Annotated in this window: 25 protein-coding genes and 1 tRNA gene; 13 read left to right on the top strand and 13 right to left on the bottom strand. The window is 48.2% G+C overall.

The genetic code is table 11. From position 1 onward, the window contains the following. Positions 1-101: 101 nt before the first annotated feature. The 4 genes from rlmM to G441_RS0101105 are packed head-to-tail and all read right to left on the bottom strand — an operon-like array spanning position 102 to position 3,031. On the bottom strand, positions 102-1,163 hold the full coding sequence (rlmM, locus tag G441_RS0101120; RefSeq protein ID WP_026374650.1) for a 23S rRNA (cytidine(2498)-2'-O)-methyltransferase RlmM: 1,062 nt from the start codon (positions 1,161-1,163) through the stop codon (positions 102-104). Continuing rightward, complete coding sequence (locus tag G441_RS0101115) at positions 1,163-1,531, bottom strand: DUF423 domain-containing protein (protein WP_026374649.1); 369 nt, start codon at positions 1,529-1,531, stop codon at positions 1,163-1,165. The genes rlmM and G441_RS0101115 overlap by 1 nt, the downstream gene beginning before the upstream one ends. Then, the gene (locus tag G441_RS0101110) at positions 1,528-2,142 is read right to left on the bottom strand and encodes an alpha/beta fold hydrolase (protein ID WP_051275240.1); all 615 of its coding nucleotides are present in this window, start codon (positions 2,140-2,142) and stop codon (positions 1,528-1,530) included. The genes G441_RS0101115 and G441_RS0101110 overlap by 4 nt, the downstream gene beginning before the upstream one ends. After that, the gene (locus G441_RS0101105) at positions 2,135-3,031 is read right to left on the bottom strand and encodes a transcriptional regulator GcvA (protein ID WP_026374647.1); all 897 of its coding nucleotides are present in this window, start codon (positions 3,029-3,031) and stop codon (positions 2,135-2,137) included. The genes G441_RS0101110 and G441_RS0101105 overlap by 8 nt, the downstream gene beginning before the upstream one ends. A 220-nt stretch (positions 3,032-3,251) precedes the next feature. Between G441_RS0101105 and G441_RS0101100 the strand changes: the two genes are divergently transcribed. Continuing rightward, complete coding sequence (locus G441_RS0101100; protein WP_026374646.1) at positions 3,252-3,527, top strand: hypothetical protein; 276 nt, start codon at positions 3,252-3,254, stop codon at positions 3,525-3,527. Here G441_RS0101100 and G441_RS0101095 read toward each other — a convergent pair. The 7 genes from G441_RS0101095 to hemA form a co-directional block, all read right to left on the bottom strand. Continuing rightward, positions 3,524-5,887, bottom strand: a complete 2,364-nt coding sequence (locus G441_RS0101095) for a bifunctional diguanylate cyclase/phosphodiesterase (RefSeq protein WP_034474069.1) — start codon at positions 5,885-5,887, stop codon at positions 3,524-3,526. The genes G441_RS0101100 and G441_RS0101095 overlap by 4 nt on opposite strands. A gap of 78 nt (positions 5,888-5,965) precedes the next feature. Continuing rightward, positions 5,966-6,826 (bottom strand): 3-deoxy-8-phosphooctulonate synthase, encoded by an 861-nt coding sequence (gene kdsA, locus G441_RS0101090; RefSeq protein ID WP_026374644.1) that lies wholly within the window; start codon positions 6,824-6,826, stop codon positions 5,966-5,968. 61 nt (positions 6,827-6,887) lie between these two features. After that, the gene (locus G441_RS0101085; RefSeq protein ID WP_026374643.1) at positions 6,888-7,265 is read right to left on the bottom strand and encodes a SirB2 family protein; all 378 of its coding nucleotides are present in this window, start codon (positions 7,263-7,265) and stop codon (positions 6,888-6,890) included. Positions 7,266-7,332: 67 nt separating this feature from the next. Continuing rightward, positions 7,333-8,907, bottom strand: a complete 1,575-nt coding sequence (locus tag G441_RS0101080) for a DUF3369 domain-containing protein (RefSeq protein WP_026374642.1) — start codon at positions 8,905-8,907, stop codon at positions 7,333-7,335. A 104-nt stretch (positions 8,908-9,011) separates the two neighbouring features. Next, on the bottom strand, positions 9,012-9,863 hold the full coding sequence (prmC, locus tag G441_RS0101075) for a peptide chain release factor N(5)-glutamine methyltransferase (RefSeq protein ID WP_026374641.1): 852 nt from the start codon (positions 9,861-9,863) through the stop codon (positions 9,012-9,014). Beyond that, entirely contained in the window at positions 9,864-10,952 is a 1,089-nt protein-coding gene (gene prfA / locus G441_RS0101070) for a peptide chain release factor 1 (RefSeq protein ID WP_026374640.1), read from the bottom strand. A 41-nt stretch (positions 10,953-10,993) separates the two neighbouring features. Beyond that, entirely contained in the window at positions 10,994-12,250 is a 1,257-nt protein-coding gene (gene hemA / locus G441_RS0101065) for a glutamyl-tRNA reductase (RefSeq protein ID WP_026374639.1), read from the bottom strand. A gap of 138 nt (positions 12,251-12,388) precedes the next feature. Here hemA and lolB point away from each other — a divergent pair, with 138 nt between their 5' ends. The 9 genes from lolB to G441_RS0101020 all read left to right on the top strand — a co-directional run bounded on the left by lolB (position 12,389) and on the right by G441_RS0101020 (position 19,600). After that, positions 12,389-12,997 carry a lipoprotein insertase outer membrane protein LolB gene (gene lolB / locus G441_RS19095; protein WP_051275239.1) on the top strand — a complete coding sequence of 203 codons (609 nt, stop codon included), beginning with the start codon at positions 12,389-12,391 and terminating at the stop codon, positions 12,995-12,997. After that, the gene (ispE, locus tag G441_RS0101055; protein ID WP_205622148.1) at positions 12,997-13,839 is read left to right on the top strand and encodes a 4-(cytidine 5'-diphospho)-2-C-methyl-D-erythritol kinase; all 843 of its coding nucleotides are present in this window, start codon (positions 12,997-12,999) and stop codon (positions 13,837-13,839) included. The genes lolB and ispE overlap by 1 nt, the downstream gene beginning before the upstream one ends. A gap of 25 nt (positions 13,840-13,864) precedes the next feature. Further along, positions 13,865-13,940, top strand: a tRNA-Gln gene (locus G441_RS0101050). Between the two features lie 30 nt (positions 13,941-13,970). Further along, the gene (locus tag G441_RS0101045; RefSeq protein ID WP_026374637.1) at positions 13,971-14,918 is read left to right on the top strand and encodes a ribose-phosphate pyrophosphokinase; all 948 of its coding nucleotides are present in this window, start codon (positions 13,971-13,973) and stop codon (positions 14,916-14,918) included. 130 nt (positions 14,919-15,048) lie between these two features. Beyond that, a complete protein-coding gene (locus G441_RS19985) occupies positions 15,049-16,614 on the top strand; it encodes a methyl-accepting chemotaxis protein (RefSeq protein WP_026374636.1) in 1,566 nt (521 codons plus the stop codon). 135 nt (positions 16,615-16,749) lie between these two features. After that, the gene (locus G441_RS17580) at positions 16,750-17,577 is read left to right on the top strand and encodes a transporter substrate-binding domain-containing protein (RefSeq protein ID WP_051275238.1); all 828 of its coding nucleotides are present in this window, start codon (positions 16,750-16,752) and stop codon (positions 17,575-17,577) included. A gap of 194 nt (positions 17,578-17,771) precedes the next feature. Further along, positions 17,772-18,224, top strand: coding sequence for a hypothetical protein (locus tag G441_RS0101030; RefSeq protein WP_026374635.1), 453 nt, complete (start codon positions 17,772-17,774; stop codon positions 18,222-18,224). A gap of 221 nt (positions 18,225-18,445) precedes the next feature. Continuing rightward, entirely contained in the window at positions 18,446-18,805 is a 360-nt protein-coding gene (locus G441_RS17575) for a hypothetical protein (RefSeq protein WP_051275237.1), read from the top strand. 6 nt (positions 18,806-18,811) lie between these two features. Next, the gene (locus tag G441_RS0101020) at positions 18,812-19,600 is read left to right on the top strand and encodes a hypothetical protein (RefSeq protein ID WP_026374634.1); all 789 of its coding nucleotides are present in this window, start codon (positions 18,812-18,814) and stop codon (positions 19,598-19,600) included. Positions 19,601-19,646: 46 nt separating this feature from the next. Here G441_RS0101020 and G441_RS0101015 read toward each other — a convergent pair whose 3' ends face one another. Both G441_RS0101015 and G441_RS0101010 read right to left on the bottom strand, forming a co-directional pair. Then, positions 19,647-21,026 (bottom strand): amidohydrolase family protein, encoded by a 1,380-nt coding sequence (locus G441_RS0101015; protein WP_034474067.1) that lies wholly within the window; start codon positions 21,024-21,026, stop codon positions 19,647-19,649. Between the two features lie 42 nt (positions 21,027-21,068). After that, on the bottom strand, positions 21,069-21,542 hold the full coding sequence (locus G441_RS0101010) for a MarR family winged helix-turn-helix transcriptional regulator (protein WP_026374632.1): 474 nt from the start codon (positions 21,540-21,542) through the stop codon (positions 21,069-21,071). 170 nt (positions 21,543-21,712) lie between these two features. On the opposite strand from G441_RS0101010, the gene hppD reads away from it, so the two are divergent. The 3 genes from hppD to G441_RS0100995 are packed head-to-tail and all read left to right on the top strand — an operon-like array spanning position 21,713 to position 24,347. After that, the gene (gene hppD / locus G441_RS0101005; RefSeq protein ID WP_026374631.1) at positions 21,713-22,798 is read left to right on the top strand and encodes a 4-hydroxyphenylpyruvate dioxygenase; all 1,086 of its coding nucleotides are present in this window, start codon (positions 21,713-21,715) and stop codon (positions 22,796-22,798) included. Beyond that, the gene (locus G441_RS0101000) at positions 22,798-23,343 is read left to right on the top strand and encodes a VOC family protein (protein ID WP_205622147.1); all 546 of its coding nucleotides are present in this window, start codon (positions 22,798-22,800) and stop codon (positions 23,341-23,343) included. Before hppD ends, G441_RS0101000 begins: the two co-directional genes overlap by 1 nt. Next, positions 23,340-24,347: a fumarylacetoacetate hydrolase family protein gene (locus G441_RS0100995; RefSeq protein ID WP_026374629.1), complete on the top strand. Its 1,008-nt coding sequence runs from the start codon at positions 23,340-23,342 to the stop codon at positions 24,345-24,347. Before G441_RS0101000 ends, G441_RS0100995 begins: the two co-directional genes overlap by 4 nt. Positions 24,348-24,364 lie beyond the last annotated feature (17 nt).

Raw genomic sequence — 24,364 nt, 5'->3', positions numbered from 1 at the left:
GAAAAAAATCGGCGGGATTATATAGATTTCCCCGCTGAATTTATACCCTTTTCGGAGCTTTCTTTTATAGCAATGGAAATATTGTGTGTTATATGACGCGCTTAACTAAACAGTACCGCTGTCACTTCGTCACGGTCATGGTAAAGATGCTTGATTCGAAGCGTTGCTGTGCGCCCGGCATCACTGAACTGCTGTACTATCTGAGTTTTTATCTCGTCAATCGCTGCAGCGCGCTTTTTCATGGGTAGTTTCAGGTTGAATACGGCGACATTACACCATTGTTCAATGACCCACTGGGACATCAGTTTCGCCACCCGGTCTGGGCGCTCAATCATATCGCACACCAGCACATCAACTCTGCCTTTTTGCGGCCGATATTTGAAGCCATCTTCGGCGTAATACGACACCAGGCCAGTCTCCATCAGTGCGTCGTCCATGGCACCGTTATCGACAGCCTCGACGCGCATATTTCGACGCACCAACTGATACGTCCAACCACCGGGACAGGCGCCCAAATCCACTGCGCTATTGCCGGCTTTGAACCAGCGCTGACGTTCTTTTTCACTAAGCAGGCTCTGAATGGCCTCGTCCAACTTCAAGGTAGAACGACTTGGCGCGTCGGCAGGAAACTTAAGACGCATTATGCCCAGCGGAAAGGGAGACGCATTATTCGGATGGCTAAAACCTACAAACGCAGATTCTCCGTCGGTAAAAAACACATGAATGGTAGCAAGCGCAGGGTTTTCTTTTTTGCTCAGCAAATCGTGTTGACGCATTGCCAGTCGCAACGGCACAGTGAACTTCCTGCAAAACGTACTGAGCTCTTTTCCGTCGTCGCTTTCCGGGTGCTCTACCCGCAACACGCCTGCTTTGGGCAGGACAAATGTATCTAGCTCAAGCGCGCCAATGCGGTCTCGTTTTGGCAGCGCCGTAAAATGGTAGGGACAGAATATTAACTGTCTGACGAATACAAGAGCATCCAGCCGAATACTCTGGCTGGCGTGTTGCAGTGTCTGAGCATCATACAATTCAAACGCGACATAGCCCTGACCCGGCACAAACTGGCTATAACCAAATAATTCAAGACCGGCACATGCTGCATCCAGCTCACTAGCAGCATCTGCTTCAAATCCGGCCCGGCAATAGGCTACGATACTCGCCACTACAGCTCCTTTATCGCAACAACGAGCATCATCGCCCAGCCCGCGATGAAGCAGACCCCGCCAAGGGGAGTAATAGGTCCAAACCATTTAATACCGGTGAGGGCCAATAAATATAGGCTACCGCTGAACAACAGGATCCCAGCTGCAAAAAAATAACCAGACCAACTCAGCAGTGTAGATGGAACAAAGCGACTAATCAGGACGATGAACAACAACGCCAGCGTATGATAAAACTGATACTGAACACCGGTTTGAAACGCGTTTAACAAAGGTTCCGACAGCTTACCTTTGAGCCCATGAGCGGCAAAGGCGCCAAGTATGACTGCAGTCATGCCACTTATGGCAGCGAAAATCGTCAACAATTTCATATCTGCTCCCGAACAAACTGAGCAATGTGGTCAGCCGCGAATGTGATGTTGTCGTCATGCGATAGTCCACTCGATTTACGAGGTTTCAAACTGTGGTCTCCGTCTCGACAAAATGCGTATTTTATCGTTTCGCTAAGCACGTAATCTGCGATTTCCTGTTGATTACCGAAGGTGTCACGTTCACCTTGAACAATCAGCACTGGCTTGGCCATCTCGACAAGGTGTTCTGTACGCAACTTTTCAGGTTTTCCAGGCGGATGAAATGGATAGCCCAAACAGATGCATGCCCTGACTGTGTCTGCTTGCTGCAAGATTGTTGTTGCCACTCTTCCTCCCATGGACTTACCGCCGATGAATAAGGGGACATCAGACTCACAGCGTTCAATCTGCTGATTAAAACTGTCCTGCAAGACAGGAAATCGGTCCGGAGGCCGCTTTTTCCCGTCCTGCTCGCGTTTCACCATATAAGGAAAGTTAAACAGACGTACGGATATCCCTCGTTGGGCTAACTCGCTTGCCATCTGTTGCATAAAGTCACTGTGCATATCGGCCCCGGCGCCATGGGCCAGCAACAGGCGCGCAATTGGCGTAGATGCGTCGATATCAAACATGCTGCTCTTCTTCTACTTGACTTAATATCCATTCTCTAAAGGTCGCTATCTTGGCCATATCCGCCTGCGCCTGCTGGCACACTAAATAGTAGGCCTCTTTACTTTCCAGACGATGTTCGAACGGCTGGATCAGCCGGCCTGAATCCAGTTCCGGCTTGGCCAGAAGCGTACTGGCCAGCGCAATCCCCTGCCCCAGTGCGGCAGCCTGCAATACCAACATCGAATGGCTGAAAATGGGTCCCTGATTCACGTTCACACCATTGACATCAAAATGCTTGATCCAGCGTTTCCAGGCATTTCGGTTGGAGTCGTGCAAAATAACGTGATGCTTCAGGTCGTCAAGCGAATCGAGCGGTTTATCAGATTGAAATAACAACGGCGAACACAGCGGCGTCAGATATTCCCTATGTAACGGGTCTGCGTGCAGGCCACTCCAACGTCCGCGACCAAAATAGACCGCCACATCAATGTCATCATTCAAAAACCCATCGTCAAAATCGACGGCCTTGATGCGCACATCGATATCCGGGTTTGACGCACTGAACTGATGGATCCTTGGTACCAGCCACTGACTGGCAAAGCTCGGTGGCATTGCTACTGTTATTGTTCCTTTCGCGCCTTTGGCGAGCAGCCTTTCCGTTGACTCCTGAAGATTCTGGAAAATGTCTTTGAGATCGAGAAAGTACGTCTGCCCCTCTTCCGTCAACAGCAGCGTTCTATTCTTGCGTAGAAACAACTTCATGCCGAGGAATTCTTCTAATGCTTTTATCTGGTGACTCACAGCAGCCTGCGTCACAAAAAGTTCATCTGCAGCTCGGGTGAAGCTGAGATGCCTGGCAGCAGTTTCAAAGGCCTTTAGGGCGTTAAGCGGTGGTAAACGGCGGGTCATGTCTGACAACAATTCTCAATATGACGCTTTCATGAATTATAGATTAGTTTTTCTAATTGAAAAAAGCCAATAAATGTCAATTTAACCCTTTCTCAGACCGGTCTAAAATTCTTATTAACTTCTAGAACTCACTGTTTTACATCATTATTAACGTTTTTGATACGCGTTAATTAAATTTTGAGAAAAAGTTGTAAACATTAACATTATTAAGGTTAAAAAAATGAAAACGTTTGTTAACGCAACGCTGTTCAGTGTAGCGCTTTTAACACTCTCCAACAATGCTTTTGGCGCGGAGCTGGTGAATGAGCAAACGCTTCACCAGGAGATCGCGACTACGCTTGCTGAACAACGCACAGCATTGAATACACTGAATTTGCAGGATCAGGTAGAACAGTCGCTGTCCAGATCACTGTTATACAGCCACACAGATATGCTGATCGCGCAGGTAAAACAGCAATTACCAGAGCACCGTTTTAAAGTCGTGTTTGCTGATTAGATATCAAATTCAACACGGCGCTCCTGCTGCGCATAGCCTTTAGCCCAGGCTAGAGCGTCGTTGAGTTCAGCGGGTTTACAGTAGAAATATCCCTGGTGGAGGTTGCAGCCCATATCCAGCAACATGTTGCTGGTGGCTTCGTCCTCCACGCCTTCTGCGACGACGTGTCGGTCAAAACTGGTGGACATAGAAATGATTGCTTCTACGATCTGGGCATTTTCATTTCCACGTTTAAGAGCGTCTATGAATGAGCGATCGATCTTAATTTCATCAACCTTCAAGCGGCTAAAATACTCTAGTGACGAGTAACCTGTGCCAAAATCATCCAAGGCAATGTAAAGGCCGAGCCCGCGGCAAAAATCTAATGTTGTGACAATGTAGTCTAAGTTGTCGGACGTTATTGTTTCGAGCAATTCCAACTTAAGGCGCCTTCGCACATCATCAGGAATATTTTTCAACGCCCCAGCAATATCATGCTTGAAGGATTCACTTAGAAAGTGACTCGTACTGATATTGATACTCAATGAGTACGGCAAACTATTCTCTCTCCACTTCAGCAACTGTTTCAAGGCTGTCTCAATTACAAATACGCTGAGTGTCCTGGCGTGTTCTGTATGCTCGAGTTGTTGAACAAATTCTGAAGGAGGCAAAATCCCTCTTTGCGGATGACGCCATCGAATGAGGGCTTCAAAACCCATGACACATTGCTGTTGTGCATCTACCTGAGGTTGATAGAAGAGTTCAAACTGCCCCTTGTCTACCGCGTCAATTATTTCAGTTAGCGCGGACAACCTTTCAGTATTTTCCGAATGAAGCTGTATGTCGAAAAAATTAAATTGATTCTTACCGCCTTGCTTGGCTCCATACATTGCCTGGTCTGCATGCCGCAACAGCGTGTCCATATCTGCATCGTTATCGGGAAAAAGAGTAACACCCATGCTGGCAGTCACATTAACTGCGGAGTTAAAATGCACTACAGGTTCTTTTAGTACATTCAAAATTCTGTCTAATATGCCTGGATTAACAAAATTGTTGATAACCACAACAAATTCATCGCCGCCCAAACGAGATACGATGTCTTGATGCCTGACGACTCTTTGCAGTTTGTCAGCCACATTACGCAGTACAATGTCACCGGTATGGTGACCGAATCGGTCATTGATCTCTTTAAAACCATCCAGGTCTAAAAAGCAGACAGCGAGTTTATACGCTTCTTTCCTCGCCGCTCTTTTAGCGTCGTCGAATAATTCTCTTAGTTTGCGGCGATTTGGTAACCCAGTGAGCTCATCGTAGTATGCTGCGCTTTGCAATTGTTGCTGTTGCTGCTCATTACTTTTTAGAAGTTGCGTTCGCTCAACTAAATTGCCGATCGTATTCAATAGTGGAGAGATTTTATCTACAAGGTCAAGGGTGAAATCGCTCGGATGATTCGCTAATCCTACTAGCGCCACTAACTTGTCAGCGACGAAAATGGGAATACCCATGTAATTGTCTAATCGTGGATGACCGTTAGGCTGCCCTTGCCTGCGAGGATCACTGTGCATGAAGTTCGCAATAATTACTTCGCCAGTTTTTAGTGGCATACCGAGGACATTATCCTGGTTGTAAAAATACATGCCTTCTCTTTTGACGCGCTGGTACAACGCCTCAGTATCCTCATTCCAGGATAAATTGGTAATAGACTTTATTTGAATGAAGCGTTGTTTATCGTCGTCAAGCTTAACCTCTCCAATCAGTCCGTAAGAACTTCTGGTTAGCTCAAGTAAATCTTGAAGTACATAATCAAACGCACGTTCACTGTCTGTGCTGGACAAAAATATTGTTTGCGCCCGTTGTATCGCTCTATCGAGACTGCTGGCAAAAAACTCTGATGTATTAGCCTGTTTACGAGATCTATCTTCAAGGATCCGTTCGATGAGGTCAGCCAACAAGCGTAGCACCCGTTTATCCGAATCGCAGAAAGTCCTGGGTTGATTGGCGATTACGCATAGCGTACCCACCGCAAAACCTCGGGGTTCGCGCACCGGGGCTCCGGCATAAAAGCGAATGTAAGGCGGCCCTGTCACGAGAGGATTGGATTTAAACTGCTCATCTTTGGTCGCGTCATTTACGACAAAAATGTTGTCTTGCTTAATCGCTTTATCGCAAAACGCCACCGACCGTGATGTTTCAGAGACCGCCAAGCCCTGTTTAGACTTAAACCACTGACGATTGTCGTCAATAAGAGAAAAGAGCGCGATGTTAGTTTTAAAAACAGCTTTCGCCAGTTCAGTTATCTTATCAAACTGCTTTTCTGCTGGTGTGTCTAGGAGCTTTAACCTCTTCAACGCCTCAAGACGCTGTTTCTCGAACCGCTTCATTTGCTTTGACAGGCTCCAGTACGAGGTTTCTTATCGTAATTTAGTTACCTAAGTATAGTTTGGATCACCAAAACGACATTAATTCACTGAGTTTGCACTGGTATCCAGTGGCGCAAACCCTTTAACCAGTTCGTCCAGCGCTTTCATCTGCGCCAGATAAGGCTCTAACTTAGCCAAAGGCAACGCACATGGACCATCGCACTTGGCAGCATTGGGGTCGGGATGCGCCTCAATAAACAATCCAGCCAGACCTAACGCCATGCCACTTCGCGCCAATTGAGCAGCCTGCGCACGGCGGCCATCGGCAGAATCGGCACGTCCTCCCGGCTTTTGTAAGGCATGGGTCGCATCAAAGATGACAGGAGCGTATTGCTTCATTTCATCCATGCCAAGCATGTCGACAACCAGGTTGTTGTAACCAAAGCATGAGCCGCGTTCACACAGAATGATCTTTTCATTGCCGGCTTCGGCAAACTTTTTAATGATATGGCGCATTTCATGGGGTGCCAGGAACTGCGGTTTCTTCACATTGATTACTGCACCGGTTTTTGCCATGGCAACCACCAGATCGGTCTGACGAGCAAGAAACGCGGGCAGTTGAATCACATCGACCACCTCGGCAACCGGCGCAGCCTGATAAGGCTCATGCACGTCAGTGATCACCGGCACGTTGAAAGTACGCTTGATCTCTTCAAATATTTTAAGGCCCTCATCCATACCTGGGCCTCGGTATGAATGCACGGATGAACGGTTTGCTTTATCGAATGACGCTTTGAATACATAAGGGATACCAAGACGGTTGGTTATCTCTACGTAATGCTCAGCGATTTGCATCGCAAGATCTCTGGACTCCAGCACGTTCATGCCGCCGAATAACACGAAAGGCAGCGTATTCCCTACAGAAATACCTGAAAAATTGAGGACATCTTTTGTTTGCATGTATTTTCCTAAGCGTTCACGTAATTCTGCGCTTGAATAGCGTTTTGAATGCTTTCTTACCTTATGAGAACAGCAGAGGCTGCTTTGTGATAGCGACCTTGGCCGTAAATACCAGCCATGATAGTGCACCAAAGAAACCCACCAGGCGCATGGCATTATTTCTGGCCCACTTAAACGCCACCAAACCAAGCAAAATATAACACACCAGACCAATGACTTTTTCAGTCACCCAGCCATTCACGAACGGGTACTGTGAAATTACCATACAAAGCCCCAGCGCACTGGCCAGAAGCACGGTATCGACGACGTGCGGGAGAATTTTTACCCACTTTTTCTGTAACTGCGGAGACTCACGCATGAGCCAGATAAAACGCAAAATAAACAACACAACACTGATGGCAATTGCAGTGAGGTGGAGATGCTTGAGCATCATATACATAGGATTGTCTCTCTTATTGTGATCAATCGCACAGACGCGCTATCGAGTCTGAGCTTGGACTTCATTGTTAATGTGATGTTTGGTCACTGTCTGATGACACGTCGGGATATTTTTCGATAATCGCTTCCAGCTCGTCAACTTTCTGTTCCAGCACTTTCACCAACTTTGGATCAAAACGTGTACCGCTGGCACTGACAATTTCATTTAGCGCCTCGGCTTTTTCCCAGGGTGCCTTATAACACCTCGCTGAACGAAGCGCATCGTACACATCAATCAATGCCGTAATGCGGCTAAATACGCTAATATCATCTCCTTTCAGACCATTGGGATAGCCGCTACCATCCCAGTGTTCGTGATGATCGCGCGCCATAATGGCCGCCGCTTTGATGATCGGACGGTCAGAATTTTTTAACAGCGCATAGCCAAACTCGGTATGCTGCCTCACGACATCAACTTCGTCATCATCCAGTTTGCCTTGCTTGGTAAGGATCGCCGTCGGCACCTTTGATTTACCAATGTCATGGAGAGGTACCGCGAGTTTGAGTATCTCAATGTCAGGTTCGGACATGCCACAGCCTCTGGCGATAACTTCGCACATTTGCACCATTCGCTTAATGTGCTGGCTGGCAAACATTTCCTTCTCCATCGCCTGACCGAGACGCTCGACAATCTCGCGCTGTGTTTCTTTGATATCACGGGTAAGAAGCACATTATCCAAGGCAATCTGCACGTTTTGTGCAAAAATTTCCACCAGTCTGCGATCCACTTCCGTCAGCTTTCGAGGCAAGCCAGATAAGAATAACAGTGACCCTCTATTCGACGTGCTGTTGCAGTACGCTGCGAGGTGTTCTTCATGATAAACGACCGATTTATCCGACAGCGCTTTTTCACACGTTGCCAACTGCTCACTATCAACAATTTCGTCCAGCTTGCGGCCTTCGCTATCTTGAAATTCACCATTTCCGGCAAACACGAATAGGGGAACAGGATTTGCTTTTTCTATTGGTTTAGGGCCGGCGACTGCAGACGTGATGTAAGCCGCATCCTTGGTTCCACCCAACAGCGACGCGAGTTGCTGCACAATACCCTCGACAAAACTCTCAAGGGATTGTTGGCTAAATAGGTTGGCAGATGCCGATATGATCTTTTCCAGACCGCGACGATTTTCTTCGATAACCACGATATCCCGATACGAACGCAGTGTGGCAATGATGACGGTAAACAGTTTTTGCGCGGTCAGTTCGGTCTTGGACTTGTAATCGTTAATGTCATAGTTGAGGATGACGTCCTTCTCGGGTGCCTGGCCGGGCTGCCCTGTACGCAGAATAATGCGAGTAAAGTGGTTATTGGCCTGGTTACGAATGTAGTTCGCCACCTGCAAGCCTGCATCGTCGGTTTCCATCACCACATCGAGCAGGACGACCGCAATATCATGATGCTCATCAAAAATCTTACGCGCTTCTTTGCCACTGTAGGCGCTGATAAATTCGAGGCGTTTATCTAAAAATACAAAATCGCTAAGCGCCAGCTTCGTCACTGCGTGTACTTCAGGTTCGTCATCGACGATGAGTACTTTCCAGCTTCCAAGCTCTTCGCTTACCTCTTCATCCGTGTCATCGGCGAACAAAAAATCGTCGTTCATCGCAGTCCTCAGTGATTACCGGTGCTAACTATTCAGGTGTATGGGTTAATTACAGATATCGTTAGTGGTATCGCTACATTACGAGGCTTTGCTGCAACTTTCAATCATTCTGACTGTTGTACGTATTGCCCTAGCGTTACCCGATCCAGACCAGCCAGATCTTTCACCGTTTTTACATTGCTGAATTGGTTTTGGTTTAACAGCGATCTGATGGCTTCACCCTGCTCAAATCCATGCTCCAATACCAGCCATCCGCCGGACACTAAATAGTTTTCGCACGCGTTGATGATATGTTTTATATCGTCAAGGCCGTCCTCACCTGACACCAGCGCGCTATCTGGTTCAAAACGCACGTCGCCTTGCGAGAGCCTGGCACTGTTTTGTTCGACATAAGGCGGGTTTGAGACAATCATCTGATAGGTGTTCGTGACATCAGAAAACCAGTCACTCTGCCAAATCGTTACATTGTCAATATGATGCTTGTTGGCGTTCCCCATCGCCAGCGCCACAGCCTCTGCACTGACATCAACTGCGTCAACCTGCCAGGTTGGCTTTTCCGATGCCAGGGCCAGCGCGATAGCGCCGCTGCCGGTGCCCAAGTCAAGTATGTGAGCATGATCAGCTAATGGTAGCGATAGCGCCGCTTCGACCAAAATCTCTGTATCCGGACGGGGGATCAGGGTACTTGGATTGACGTCCAGCTCGAGGCTCCAGAATTCACGATGACCAGTAAGGTAGGCAACTGGCCAGCCTGTCCTGCGCTTTTCGATCAGCGCTTTGAAGAGTTTTGCTTGCTCGTCATCTACCAGCTTATCGTTCCATGTCATCAGATAGGCAAGCGGTCGATTAATCACGTGACTTAATAAATAGCGACTGTCAGCCGGGGAATCCAAGTCGCCTAGCTGCTGCTGTGCCCAGTTCAGCAACGTATCAATGCGTCTAGACGTGTCGTTCAATCAGTTTTCTTCCGACAACGATGCCAGCAAGTCGGCCTGATGTTCCTGACGAATCGGTTCCAGAATCGCGTTTAACTCTCCTTCAACCACATCATCCAACTTGTATAACGTCAGGTTAATACGATGGTCGGTGACCCTGCCCTGGGGGAAATTATAAGTGCGAATTCGCTCAGACCGGTCACCACTGCCTACCAGATTACGTCGTGTGGAGGCTTCTTCGGCGGCTCGCTTGTCTTCTTCAATCTGATTAAGCCTTGCTTGCAACACTGACATCGCCTTGGCTCTGTTTTTGTGCTGCGAACGTTCATCCTGACACTCAACGACTACCCCGGTAGGCAAGTGAGTGATGCGGATTGCAGAGTCAGTTTTGTTGACGTGCTGTCCACCTGCGCCAGACGCGCGGAAAGTATCAATACGCAGTTCTGCCGGATTGATTTCTATGGCTTCAGACTCAGCAATTTCAGGCAGTACGGCAACGGTGCAGGCTGAGGTATGAATACGACCCTGCGATTCAGTCTCAGGGACACGCTGAACACGATGCCCGCCAGATTCAAACTTCATGACACCGTAAGCACCGTCGCCAATGATGTTGGCGATGATTTCTTTGTAACCACCGTGCTCACCTTCACTGGCACTGACAATTTCGACGCGCCAACCCTGCGATTCGGCGTAACGGCTGTACATACGAAACAGATCGCCTGCGAATATTGCCGCCTCGTCACCACCAGCACCTGCCCTGATTTCCAAAAAGCAGTTGCTATCATCATTGGGGTCTTTTGGCAGCAGGAGTATTTGTAGCTCGGTTTCCAACGTCTCGATATCAGACTTAGCCTGACTGATCTCCTCCTGAGCCATTTCGCGCATTTCTGCGTCATCTTCACTCAGCATTTCCTGCGCGGAAGCAAGATTTTCCTGAGCCTGCTGATAAAGTCTAAAACACTTCACCACATCCTCAAGCTGCGCATACTCCCGTGACAGTCCTCGGAATTTATTTTGGTCAGCAATCACCTCAGCATCACTGAGCAAGGCCTGGACCTCTTCAAAGCGCTCAATTAATGACTCGAGTTTTGTAATAACAGATGCTTTCATTCTTATCGGTTCCAATCGTGCTGGTATGGCATTTAATTAGTCTAGTCTCTGCTAAGGCCAAGCGCTTCCTGCAGCCATTGAAGCAGCGACGTGTCGCGCTTATCCATGGCTTGCTTGATGGCCTGCGTTGGTGGGTGTATCAGCGTATTCGTTAACTTGTTAGATAACTCATCAATGACGTCTTCAGCCGACCTGCCTTCTGCCAGCTGATTCATTGCACGAAGCTTCAATTTATCCCGTTGTTGCTCAGCGTTACTTCTGAATTCTCTTAGTACATCAAGATGTTGCTGCTGGCGAGCCCACTGCAAAAAACCCTGTGCTTGTTCATTGACAATTTTCTCCGCCTCTTTCGCAGCAGACTCCCTTGATGCCATATTTTTCTCAACGATTTGCTGTAAGTCATCAACGCTGTACAGAAACGCATCTTCTAGCTCGGCAACCTGACTTTCGATGTCCCTGGGCACAGCCAAATCAACCAGGAACATGGGTTTGTGACGCCTGGACTTTAGCGCTTTTTCAACCATCCCCTTGCCGATAATTGGCAACTGGCTGGCGGTCGAGCTGATAACAATATCCGCATCTGGCAGGTGAGCCGGGATCTGCTGTAGTGTCAGCCCTTCCCCACCAAACTGAGCAGCAATGTCAGCAGCACGTTCTAATGTACGGTTTGCGACCATCACACGCTGTACGCCTTGTTCACTCAAGTGTCGGGCAACCAACTCTATCGTCTCACCTGCCCCTATCAATAATACAGAGGTCTTCTTCAGGGATGAAAAAATGTGTTTGGCCAACTGCACAGCGGCAAAAGCAACCGATACCGCGTTACTGCCAATTTCAGTCTCTGTGCGTACCCGCTTGGCGACAGAAAAGGTGTGTTGAAGCAAACGTTCTAAATCGCTACTGACCGTACCGGCATTTCTTGCGCTCGCGTACGCCTGCTTAATTTGCCCAAGGATCTGCGGTTCGCCAAGCACCATTGAATCCAGCCCACTGGCGACACGCATCACGTGCCGTATAGCTTCATCTTCGCAGAAGGTGTAACTGTTCGTTTGTACTGCATTGACATCAAGGCGGTGGAATTCAGACAGCCAGTTAGCTAAATCTTGTGATGAGAGAGCCTCTGCGCTGGCGTATATCTCTGTGCGATTGCAAGTGGACAGGATCATGGCCTCGTCCACCTTTGCCTGCTTCTGGAGTGACAGCAATGCGTCAACCAGCTGCTCGTCACCGAATGCGACTTTCTCACGCATTTCGACCGAGGCAGTGTTGTGGTTGATCCCAAACGCAATCAGAGTCATTACATCTACAGCAGGCTAAAAGGAGCGGCATTGTACGAAAAAGGTAAAACTATTGAAAGCGAAAGGCTTTCTGTGTTCACATTGCGACAACCTGTAAAAACGAATCACTTTGCTATCAGCATTCCATACTGAGTCTTCATGTCACGTCTTTTTCATTTTGCTGTACTTACTGTTTTGCTACTAATGTCAGTCGCATGTACGACCACTCATCAGCTTCCTGACGATTTAGATCAACAACAGCATCAACGAGCGCTGCAGCAGTTTGACGCATGGCAAGTTCGCGGACGCTTTGCTTTCAATAGCGCAGAAGAAAAGTTTTCGGCGTCGATGTCATGGCAGCACCAACCTGGTACGTATCAGTTCAAATTATTTTCGCTACTCGGCAGCGAACTGGTATCACTGGAACAGGTTGACGGTCAGGTGCAACTGACGCTGGACGAGCAGACCCACACAGACACCAATGCCAGTTTTTTGATCTGGCGAATGACAGGCTGGAATATCCCGGTCAGCCGATTACCTTATTGGCTAAAAGGCATGGCAATGCCCGGCGACAGCGCTGAATTTGACGAAAAGGGACTGATTCGTACGCTGACACCCACGTGTCAGCGCTGTGCACGCTGGAAGCTTGACTATGACCGATATGAAGAATACGAAGGGTTGTGGCTACCTCATCGCATCAGCCTCACCAACTTGGATGACACCACTAACCGTATCAGGATCCGTATAGATAGTTGGAGGCGCGTGTAATGTGGTGGCCCAGCCCCGCGAAATTAAATTTATTCCTACACATCACCGGACGCAATGATCGCGGATACCATAATCTGCAAACTCTGTTTCAGATGCTCGACTATGGCGATGAGATTCAGTTTGACATCAACACAAGCGGCAAGGTAACACTCCACCATTCTCTGCCTGACGTGGCCGACGATGACAACCTGATAGTACGTGCGGCCAATGCCTTGAAACGCGCTACCGACTGTCAACTGGGCGCGCATATCGAAGTGAAAAAAGTTTTGCCGATGGGCGGCGGTCTGGGAGGTGGTTCATCCAACGCTGCGACGACGCTTGTGGCGCTCAATCATCTGTGGCAGCTGAACTTGTCAGTATCGCAACTGGCGAAGATCGGTATCCAGCTCGGCGCTGATGTACCGGTGTTTGTTGAGGGAAAAACTGCATTCGCTGAAGGCGTGGGTGAAAAGCTGTTGCCGTGTGAACAACCTGAAAAGTGGTTTCTTGTGGCCCATCCCGGGATACAGGTTTCCACCGCTGAGGTGTTTGCCGCCGCCGATCTCCCTCGAAATACGGCCCTTATTTCTTGGCAACAGTATAGTTTCGATACTACCCACAATGATTGTCAGAAAATTGTCATGCAACAGCAGCCTAAAGTTGCAAAATTATTACGCTGGTTGATAGAATACGCGCCATCTCGGATGACGGGCACGGGAGCCTGTTGTTTCGCCATTTTTGAACACGCAGAACAGGCACAGGACGTGTTGCAAAAGCTGCCTGATGAGTGGTCCGGGTTCGTTGCCAGAGGCGTAAATGATTCACCTTTGCTCACGTTCCTATCGCAGCTCAAGAGGCGATAGAGACAAGATTGATAGACCGAATTATTGGGGTATAGCCAAGTTGGTAAGGCAGCGGGTTTTGATCCCGCCATTCGTTGGTTCGAGTCCAGCTACCCCAGCCAACTCTCAAATGACGCACTGAGGAACCACTTGTGCCTGACATGAAGCTCTTCGCCGGTAACGCCGTACCAGAACTCGCTCAAAAAGTAGCCGAACGACTCTACACTAAACTTGGAAATGCCAGCGTTGGTCGTTTCAGCGACGGTGAAATCAGCGTCGAAATCCATGAAAATGTGCGTGGTTCAGATGTCTTTATCATTCAGTCAACCTGCGCCCCAACAAATGACAATCTGATGGAGCTGATTGTTATGATTGACGCCCTGAGACGGGCCTCTGCGGGTCGGATCACGGCAGTGATGCCCTACTTCGGCTATGCCAGACAGGACAGACGAGTGCGCTCAGCCCGCGTCCCTATCACTGCTAAAGTGGTAGCCGACTTTTTATCTAACGTCGGCGTCGACCGCGTACTTACTATTGATTTGCACGCTGAACAGATTCAGGGCTTCTTTGATGTGCCGGTGGATAACGCATTTGGTACGCCCATCTTGCTGGAAGACATGAAGACCCGTGATTTCCATCAACCTGTAGTGGTATCGCCTGACATTGGCGGTGTAGTGCGTGCACGAGCCATGGCCAAGTTACTGAACGATACCGACCTGGCAATTATCGATAAGCGTCGTCCCAAAGCAAACGTCGCGCAGGTCATGAATATTATCGGTGATGTACAGGACCGCGACTGTATTATCGTCGATGACATGATCGACACAGGCGGTACGCTGGCAAAAGCCGCTGATGCACTCAAACAGCATGGCGCACGCAACGTATATGCCTACGCCACACACGCGATTTTCTCGGGTAACGCGCCGAACAACCTGCGCGACTCTGTGATCGACGAAATCATCGTGACCGACAGCATCCCACTGCGCGATGAGATCCGTGCAATTGATAAAGTCAAACAGCTGACATTGTCTAACATGCTGGCAGAAACCATTCGCCGCATCAGCAATGAAGAGTCAATCTCAGCGATGTTTGAGTACTAACAAAAGCAAATAAATAAATAAATTAGTTGGCCTTATCAAAAACAGAAGTTTGGTGGGCCAACTGCGAGATTAAAGTGAACTGAAAGTGCTCTGCGGTGGTACAAACTCTGACGACCACAGAGGACATATCATGTCAGTAGCACTCACTTTCGACGCGCCCCCGCAAACAAATCACGCCGAACCTTCATCAACTCAGCTACGTCACTCCGTAAAGGATGAAGACATCGTTTTTTCTACAAGACCAGACCTGTCATTTTGGAATGTTTTGCAAAGTGCTCAGCAATTTTTCGGCATAACTGCAAACCAAACAGAAGGAAAGGCTCTCACGCATAGCGCACTCAGCTCATGCCCAGCATCAGTGTTACAAGAAATTACATTGAGTCTGTCGACTGAAACTCCGTGGTTAGGCATCCTCCCCTTTACTACTAACGGACGACAAGAATGGAAAAAGACGTTTGTCCGGCCTATCTATCGCAAACAAAAGGTAGTCGGCGCACAATGGCTGCTGAGTGTCGCTGAGCCAGAGCTAATAGAACGAGCGAGTGCTGTATACAGTAACGCTACTACTACGTCATACAACTGGCAGGTAACGGGGCTATGCGCTTTTGCCGCAGTATTACTGGCCATCGCGATTTTCGGGCAGTCATCACTCGTTTCAATCGCATTGATGATAGGCTTTGCCGCCATTGGTTACTTTCTTTATCCAAACATTGCAAAAAATAACCGGTATTCTGAAAATTTCTCTGCTCAGCATTTTCCTATCCAGCGGCGTGTTTTTGCGCAGACACCTGCAACATCATTGATCGACTATGAACTCGCGTTGAAGGAAGGCGCGCTTTATGCAGCAATGAGCAGGTTAGAAAGCGGTACCGATGACATTGGCATGGCGTTGTCCCAAACCAAGCAAGATGCAGAGGGACTGGTCTCCGCAGCTGAACAGAGTGCAGCTGCTGCTGAGCAGATTTCTGTTGCTACGTCTCAGATGACGGTTGCCGTAGAAGAGGTAAATAGCAGCGCAGAGACGACCGCTAGCATGTGCAGCGCTGCTCGAGACAAGGTGAACGCATCGGCTGATATAGTCGACCAGTCAGCTGAGCAAATCGACGCTCTCGCCAAGCATGTATTGAGCGCCGCAAACTATGCCGAAGTGTTAGTTGAAAAAAGCGAGTCTGCTACAGAGTTCAGTAGCCGCATTGATAAAATAGCAGAGCAAACAAATCTGCTCGCACTCAACGCTGCTATTGAAGCGGCTCGAGCTGGTGAATCTGGCAGAGGTTTCTCTGTAGTTGCTGACGAAGTGCGCAGTCTTTCACAAAGTACACAGGAAGCCGTAGATGAAATCGAAGAAACCATAGGCTCGATGACGCACACTATCAATACGCTACAGGAGGATTTGCTCAGACAGGTTGAGGTTGCCAAAACGTGTAGTGAGCAGAGCGAACAGGCTCGCGCTGAAATGCTGAGTATTCGTCAGGAATTTTCAAAAATGACCGATGAAATGGCTCAAATCGCAGCGGCAGGTACGGAGAATCAACAAGCTTTACTTGAGATCAACCAAGCCATCCAGGAAGCGAAAGAGGCGACCCGCCATATCAGCCAAATAGCGACCGCGTCGCGAGATAACGTATCCGGCGTTGAACATCGCGTAAGAGAGTTTCGTTCATTAGCATCCGCACTGGACGACAGTGACGATTGATAAATTAGACCTTCACTGGGCGTTATAATGGTCAACATTTATTATGACGCTCATTCAGTGAACACTTAGACGTTGTAGAAGTCTTGATGTAAAGACAGTACACTACGCGCGTTTTTCAAGAGTACCTTCCTTAAAATGCGCATTAATTCCTTTTTATTCATCATCTTATGCTTCATTGCACTCATGCAAAGCAGAGTGGCATTCGCAGACAAGGTACATATAAAGACCTACTTCAATCCTGCTGGCGGCGTACCGACAGAACAACTGGTGTTTGGTGCACTTAGAACGAGCCTGGCGGAACGCTTCAGTATCAGTGAAGAACAAGCGTCTCTGGAACGTGCCTTAAGTAACATTGAGCGCGGTGATGGCGATTGTGTAAGAAGCTTGCTGCCCACCGAGAGACGACGACAATCTCTGCTATTCTCTGAGCCCGTCACTTACTTTCTGGGATTACGGGTTTTCGTATCATCCCAGTCTAATGTCGAACATCCAAAACACCAGGTATCATTGCAGGCACTACTGCAACAACACCCGCAATTAGTGATTGGCTTAGAAAAGGACCGCTCTTACGGCGATCAGATTGATGCGCTGCTGTCACAGGTTGACCCGGCAAGAATGTATCAAAAAGACGGCAGTGAAAGCACTTCACAACTGCATGCAATGCTCTTGGCAAACCGGTTTGACGTCCTGATCGAATATCCAACCGTGATGGAATATCACAACGTACAAAAATCGATCGCACCTCAGAACAGGCCGGTACCACTGGACGTCGAAGGACTGCCAGCATTACTGACAGGCCATGTAGCTTGTAAAGATACGCCGGAAAACCAGCAGTTTATCAGCGAACTCAATAAGGCACTGACCACCATGACTAAAAGCGATGAATACCTTGCATGGCATCTACAATACATAGAGCCCGGTTTGAGAGAGTCTTTCCTCACTGAATTTAAAAAAATAAACTAGCATGATGGGTTTCGACGCCCGTACAGCACCAGTCAAGCACTCGCAACGAGCTTCTATTTATCGTCATATCTCTCGGATATGATAGTTACCATTCCAGTCTTTGCAGTATAAAAATTAGACATATCTAGGGCCAACAACTACTTTCATTATTCAGGCGACAATGATGCCTGCCTGAATTAAGGAGATTATTCAAAATGAATAAGCATTTTTTACGAGGAGCGTTGTTTTGTGTTTTTAGTCTAATCGCTATTCAAGTTGTACACGCAGATAATCATGAGCCCCCTTTTATCGGTGGTAACTATTGGGAAGTGACCGGTATCAAGTTAGCCGATGGCGCTGGTCTGAAATATGCCAAATGGCTTGCTTCAGAGTGGAGAAAAAACTCAGATTTTGCAGTGAAGCAAGGGTGGCTCGTCAGTTATTCTATTATCAACAATGTCCATGCTCGAGCAGACGAGCCAGACCTCTACCTCATTCGTGTGTTTGAAAATATGGCCTCAGTTGCCGAAAATGAAGAACGCAGGAAAACGTATATGGAATGGGTCAAAAAGAGTATGGAAAAAATGCAAGAAGAAAGCGGTAATCGGGCTGAGTACCGCACCGTTATGAGCACTTCATTGCTTCAGGAAATGAAATTTAGAGACTAGCTCAATCCCCTATTTTGCAGGGCCTACTGTGGCCCTGCCAACTGCAGTTTTGAACATTAAAGCGTCCTCATTTCACACGGGACGTTAAATTCCTCAAAATTATCTCCACAGCGCTTTTCGATTCAGGCAAAGTTCAGCTACCATGCTGGCATAATAGTCAGGTATGTCATTGGAGCATCACGATGCGTTACTTCTACGTTTTATTGTTTAGCGTAATACTTATGGCTTGTCAGAGAGCATCGGAACCCGATTCAGAAAGCGTTCAAAAAGAGCAGCTGGATCCGATTACCAAATCATCGAGTGACGCAGAAGGTAAGGAGCAGGTCGGCATGAAGATCATTACCGGAACTATTCAGTTTAAGTCATTTGAGGGCGGCTTTTATGCACTGGATGCGGACAATGGCAGCAAATACACGCTGCGCAAACTTGATAGAGAGTATCAGGTTCAGGGTCTGCGCGTACGTGTGACGGGACGTGTATTAGATGATGTGATGACCACCACCCAGTACGGCGATTTGCTGGATGTAAGTAAAATTGTTGTTCTGGATGACAGCGCAATTACAAGACCTGCCGACATCTAACAATCCATGCATCTTTCAAGATTCTACATTGTCGCGGTATTGCTCTTACTCGGTTTAAGCGCATTCGTTTTCAATGAGAAAAATGTACTTGCGAATGCCAACCTGAATAAACCAAATAGCAATTCTGTCTCAGAGCCACAAGAAGCTTTCAAAACTGAGGCAGAGACTTTAGAAAAACCACCTTTAGAAACCTATAGCAAGACAGAGAAGTCGCAGTTAGCACGACAAAATGCGAAGACTGACACAGACACCCGTTTCTCATCAGCGCCAGTAGAGTTGGGTGATAAACCAGTGTCATTTCGATTCTCAAAAGAAAGTAAGTTTTACTCTGAGCTTACTAGGCTAGCGAATAACAAATTTGCGGCCGGCGATCACAAAGCCTATTTTGACTGGCATGAATATTCAGTGACGGCAACTAAAAATCAGGATGGCTCGTTGACTTTTGACCTTATCGATAAAGATATCTTTACCCGTTTTTCCAGCAGTGAAGAAATCGTGCAGCACAATTTGGCGCACTTAAACAACGATGATGAATCAGGTCGATGGGACATTCATCGTGAAGAGCAGTTTAGAGCAGCGGCCACACAATATATTAATAACGTCAATTACAATGTAAATCTTTTGACTTGTCGCGAACATCGCTGCGTGGCGGAAATATTTATTGAAGGTGGTGCAAGTCAGGGAGCAAAGGGATTGGCTCCGCTTCTGGACGACTGGCAGACCAAAGGCCATGTCGCTCATGGCCTTTATTTTGGCAATTCTGTGTGGTCTCTTGACGTATATTTTGATAGTTAGATTGCACTCCGTTCTCGCTTCTAGCGCACTCTAAGACCATATTAAACTAGTCTATAATTGCTGTCGGGCGCCCATCATATTTGTATAAGGTACCCTCTTTCATGACCATGTCGACATGCTGTAGAAGGTTGATATAGCGTAGCACGTCCCCTTTGACACCAATAATGTCAGCCAGTTTACCCTCGCTGACAGTGCCAAGTTTATCATTAACCCCCATCATCACTGCAGGCCAGTAGGTCGCTGCGCGAATTGTATCCATCGCGCTAAATTCAAACTCTTCAACCCAGATAGCCATTTCATTCCAGGTACTCTGGCAATGAAACTTGGTAGGAATGCCGCTATCGGTGCCAATTAGCATCACCACGCCGGATTCTTTAAGCTGCATGATTTTTCGCTTTAATGTGGGTTTGCGCAGTGGGGTCAATTGCATATATTCCAGTTTGCCCGGCGCTTTCAATGATGCCCTGATATCGGCAATGGTGTCGTCTTTAAGACCGCGATGCCAACAGGTACTGTCCAGATTTTCAGGGTTAGCTACGGTGTTTTCGTAATTCCATAGCCCTTCTACTGTTGGCGTCCAGTAAAGTGGCCCGCCCGCCACGCGTCCTGTTGCGGTGCGTTCTTTTAATGCCTGCATCACGTCCTGAGGATACTCGGGGGCCGTAGTAAGACCGGTGTGTTCAAAATTGTCGACGCCGATTTCAAGCCCTACTCGAATTTCATCCGGCCTGTGTGAATGGGCGATGACTTTCAGGCCACGTTTGTGGGCCTGCTCAACAATCGCTTTGGCGGCCTCCAGCGGGATCTTGTCCTGATCCACCAGTTTAATCAGATCGACACCGGCATCAGCCAGCTCATTCACTTTTTGACGTGCTTCGCGAGCGTTATTGACACCCCAGCGAAACGCTTCGGTACCCGGATAAGGCTCATGTTGTAAAAAAGGTCCGGTAATAAATATCCGTGCACCGTGGATCTCGCCGCGCTCAATGCGTTGTTTAACATTCACCGATGCCTCTAAAGGCGCGCCTAAATCTCGGGCTGTTGTCACACCAGCCAGCAGTAATTGCAGCGCACTGGCAGGCATAATTTCGTCTTCCAGACGGTCAATGTAAGCCACATCCCAGTGCGCATAGTCAGCGTGACCATTTAACATCAAATGAGCATGGTTCTCCCATAGCCCCGGCAGCAAATCCATGCCCTCCGTGGAGACCACTTGATATTCATCCGGGACCTTAAGCGTATCTACCGTAGCGACTTTTTCGATAATACCGTCTTTTATCAGGATCACTGAATTGGCCAATGGCTGATGGCCGAAGCCATCAATCAGCCGGCCGCCAACCAGAGCGACTCGTTCAGCCGAGGCCACAGCGCTCCCTAACACCAGCCCAACAACTGCTGCGCATTTCACTAAGGTTTTGATGTTCATTGAATTTATCTTTGCGATGAGTGTGACACTCAGTCTAGCAAATCATTGCTCGTTGTCACTCGATGCAATCTGTTCGGCATGTTCGTATAGCCGATCGAGCAGAGTAACAAGAGTTTCCTGCTCTTCCCTGGTAAAACAATTTAGTAGCGCTTTTTCGTATTCATAAGATAAGGGAACGATTTCCTGATACACCGACTGACCGGTTTCAGAAAGCGTGATCATGGAACGGCGTTTGTCGTGTTCGGCAAACTCGCGGCTAATAAATTCCCGCTTCAATAATCGATTGATAGCTCGGCTTAAGATGGATTTCTCCAACTGCGTTTTGACAGAGATTTCATCAGCAGAAATGCCCGGATATTCCCCAAGTACTGCCATGATGCGCCACTCGGTGACTGATAACGCAAATTTGTTTTTATAGATCTGCGCAATGACGCTACTGACCTTGTTCGACAGGATAGACAGACGGTACGGCAGGTAACGTTCAAGAGTGAGAATAGGTCCACTATCGTTCGCCAAAGTTCAGCCTCCTCGGAGCCAGTGTAAAGCCATCGAAACAGCCATTCACTTACAGTAAGCGGCTGTTGGTTGACATTAGTTGCAGTGACAACTAATTTAGTTGCAACTGCAACTATGTTGCGTTCTGTTGAACGCTTTTGTCAACTGCAACACAAAATAAGGTGAAAATTATGGCGGATTTATTTGAAAACCCGATGGGCCTGGACGGCTTCGAATTTGTTGAATTTACGGCGCCAGAGCGCGGAATTCTAGAGCCAGTGTTCGAGGCAATGGGCTTCAGTAAAGTAGCCATTCATAAATCTAAACAAGTTGAACTGTGGCGTCAGGGTGATATTAACTTTATCACTAACTATGAGCCTAATAGCCACGCTGATTATTATGCAGATGAGCACGGCCCTTCTGCATGCGGCATGGCGTTCCGCGTCAAGAACGCACAATTTGCTTATAAAGAAGCATTGCGTAAAGGTGCGCAGCCGGTTGAGGTGCATACTGGTCCCATGGAGCTTCGCCTGCCCGCCATCAAAGGTATCGGTGGTGCAACTCTGTACCTGATTGACCGCTACAAAGAAGGTGTGTCAATTTATGATATTGACTTCGAATGGATTGAAGGCGTTGACCGTCATCCTGAAGGCTGTGGTTTCCACACACTGGATCATCTGACGCACAACGTTTATCGCGGTCGCATGCAGCACTGGGCCAACTATTATGAAAAGCTGTTCAACTTCCGCGAAATTCGCTACTTCGATATCAAAGGTGAATACACAGGCCTGCTGTCAAAAGCAATGACCGCGCCGGATGGTAAGATCCGCATACCTCTTAATGAAGAATCAAAAGGTGGCGGCCAGATCGAAGAATTCCTGATGCAATATAATGGCGAAGGTATTCAGCATATCGCATTGGCGTGTGACAACTTGCTAGAATGTTGGGACAAGCTCAAGGCGATGGGCATGAAGTTTATGACGCCTCCTCCGGGCACGTACTATGAGATGCTCGAAGAACGTCTGCCTGGCCACGGCGAGCCTACCAACGAACTGCAGATGCGCGGCATCCTGCTTGATGGCACAACGGAAGGCGGCAAGCCTCGTTTGTTACTGCAAATTTTCTCTGAAACTCTGCTGGGGCCGGTATTCTTTGAATTTATTCAACGTAAAGAAGACGAAGGCTTCGGCGAAGGTAACTTTAAGGCACTGTTTGAATCTATCGAGCGTGACCAGCTGGCTCGTGGCGTGATCCAAAAAGACGAGGAAACCGCATAATGCTCAAGCGTATTCACCACGTTGCCTATCGCTGTAAAGATGCGAAGGAAACGGTAAATTTTTATCGTGATATGTTGGACATGGACTTCCAGCTCGCGATAGCAGAAAACGAAGTCCCCTCAACCAAAGCGCCGGACCCTTACATGCATGTATTTCTGGATGCAGGCATGGGCAACGTGCTGGCGTTTTTTGAGTTACCCAATTCCCCTGAAATGGGGCGTGACGGCAATACGCCCGAGTGGGTGCAGCATATCGCGTTCGAAGTTGAAGATATGGATACGCTGCTCAAGGCAAAAGCAAAACTCGAAGCCAATGGGATCGACGTGTTGGGACCGACCGACCACACCATTTTTAAGTCGATTTATTTCTTCGACCCGAATGGTCATCGCATCGAACTGGCGGCCAATACGGCAAAGCCCGGTATGATGGAAGAGTTAAAACGTGTATCAGAAGACATGCTGGAAGAGTGGTCTCGTACCAAACAAGCACCACGACATGCCGACTGGATGCATGGCGATAAAAGTTTTGAAGAGGTATCTAAATGAGATTAGCAACATTAAAGCACGGCCGTGACGGGCGGCTTGTGGTCGTCAACTCAACGCTGAGTAAAATGGTCAGCGCCTCAGAGGTTGCCCCGACGTTGCAGGCGGCTTTAGATAATTGGAACGACACCGCCCCTAAACTGCAGGCACTGTACGAGCAACTGGAAAATGGCCAGATAGAGGGTCAGGATTTCGATCAAACCCAGTGCCATTCTCCCCTGCCCCGAGCTTACCAGTGGGCCGATGGTAGCGCTTATGTTAACCACGTGGAATTGGTTCGTAAGGCGCGCAACGCAGAAATGCCTGAAAGTTTCTGGACAGATCCTCTGATGTATCAGGGCGGTTCTGATGCATTTCTGGCGCCCCGTGATCCTATCGTGATGCCGCAGAGTGAAGGTTTTGGTATCGATTTCGAAGCCGAAATCACGGTTATTACAGACGATGTGCCTATGGGCGTGAGTGCCGAAGATGCACTGAAGCACATTAAACTCATCATGTTGGTGAACGATGTATCACTGCGCGGATTAATCCCCGGCGAACTGGCAAAAGGGTTTGGTTTCTTCCAGTCAAAGCCTTCCAGTGCGTTCAGTCCGGTATGCGTTACCCCTGATGAGCTAGGCGATGCCTGGCAACAAGGTAAAGTGCATCTGCCACTGGTCTCACACTTGAACGGTGAGATGTTCGGTAAACCCGATGCAGGCACAGATATGACGTTCCACTTTGGTCAATTGGTGGCCCATGCCGCCAGAACCCGTCCGTTGAGTGCAGGTACGCTAATAGGCTCAGGAACCGTGTCTAACAAAATGGACGGCGGTCCGGGCAAACCTGTCAATGAAGGCGGCGTTGGCTACAGCTGTATTGCTGAGATCAGAATGATTGAAACGATTCAGAACGGTAAGCCTTCAACCCCCTTTATGGACTTCGGCGACCGCGTGCAAATCGAAATGTTTGATGCCAACGGCCAATCCATTTTTGGTCAGATTGATCAGGTGGTAACCAAGCAGTAGGCTTCACCAGTTTTGCA

Source organism: Aestuariibacter salexigens DSM 15300, assembly GCF_000429145.1.
Lineage (GTDB): Bacteria > Pseudomonadota > Gammaproteobacteria > Enterobacterales > Alteromonadaceae > Aestuariibacter > Aestuariibacter salexigens.
This window is presented reverse-complemented; position numbering and strand designations above follow the sequence as displayed.

Bases quoted from the DNA above. Each gene is read 5' to 3' on its own strand.
- G441_RS0101105 (WP_026374647.1), bottom strand. From the start codon at position 3,031: ATGACCCGCCGTTTACCACCGCTTAACGCCCTAAAGGCCTTTGAAACT.
- hppD (WP_026374631.1), top strand. From the start codon at position 21,713: ATGGCGGATTTATTTGAAAACCCGATGGGCCTGGACGGCTTCGAATTT.
- kdsA (WP_026374644.1), bottom strand. From the start codon at position 6,826: ATGCAAACAAAAGATGTCCTCAATTTTTCAGGTATTTCTGTAGGGAAT.
- G441_RS0101095 (WP_034474069.1), bottom strand. From the start codon at position 5,887: ATGAAGCGGTTCGAGAAACAGCGTCTTGAGGCGTTGAAGAGGTTAAAG.
- G441_RS0101110 (WP_051275240.1), bottom strand. From the start codon at position 2,142: ATGTTTGATATCGACGCATCTACGCCAATTGCGCGCCTGTTGCTGGCC.
- lolB (WP_051275239.1), top strand. From the start codon at position 12,389: ATGTCACGTCTTTTTCATTTTGCTGTACTTACTGTTTTGCTACTAATG.
- G441_RS0101030 (WP_026374635.1), top strand. From the start codon at position 17,772: ATGAATAAGCATTTTTTACGAGGAGCGTTGTTTTGTGTTTTTAGTCTA.
- ispE (WP_205622148.1), top strand. From the start codon at position 12,997: ATGTGGTGGCCCAGCCCCGCGAAATTAAATTTATTCCTACACATCACC.
- G441_RS0101000 (WP_205622147.1), top strand. From the start codon at position 22,798: ATGCTCAAGCGTATTCACCACGTTGCCTATCGCTGTAAAGATGCGAAG.
- G441_RS19985 (WP_026374636.1), top strand. From the start codon at position 15,049: ATGTCAGTAGCACTCACTTTCGACGCGCCCCCGCAAACAAATCACGCC.
- G441_RS17580 (WP_051275238.1), top strand. From the start codon at position 16,750: ATGCGCATTAATTCCTTTTTATTCATCATCTTATGCTTCATTGCACTC.
- G441_RS0101085 (WP_026374643.1), bottom strand. From the start codon at position 7,265: ATGTATATGATGCTCAAGCATCTCCACCTCACTGCAATTGCCATCAGT.
- G441_RS0101080 (WP_026374642.1), bottom strand. From the start codon at position 8,907: ATGAACGACGATTTTTTGTTCGCCGATGACACGGATGAAGAGGTAAGC.
- G441_RS0101100 (WP_026374646.1), top strand. From the start codon at position 3,252: ATGAAAACGTTTGTTAACGCAACGCTGTTCAGTGTAGCGCTTTTAACA.
- G441_RS0101015 (WP_034474067.1), bottom strand. From the start codon at position 21,026: ATGAACATCAAAACCTTAGTGAAATGCGCAGCAGTTGTTGGGCTGGTG.
- G441_RS0101020 (WP_026374634.1), top strand. From the start codon at position 18,812: ATGCATCTTTCAAGATTCTACATTGTCGCGGTATTGCTCTTACTCGGT.
- G441_RS17575 (WP_051275237.1), top strand. From the start codon at position 18,446: ATGGCTTGTCAGAGAGCATCGGAACCCGATTCAGAAAGCGTTCAAAAA.
- hemA (WP_026374639.1), bottom strand. From the start codon at position 12,250: ATGACTCTGATTGCGTTTGGGATCAACCACAACACTGCCTCGGTCGAA.
- G441_RS0100995 (WP_026374629.1), top strand. From the start codon at position 23,340: ATGAGATTAGCAACATTAAAGCACGGCCGTGACGGGCGGCTTGTGGTC.
- prfA (WP_026374640.1), bottom strand. From the start codon at position 10,952: ATGAAAGCATCTGTTATTACAAAACTCGAGTCATTAATTGAGCGCTTT.
- G441_RS0101115 (WP_026374649.1), bottom strand. From the start codon at position 1,531: ATGAAATTGTTGACGATTTTCGCTGCCATAAGTGGCATGACTGCAGTC.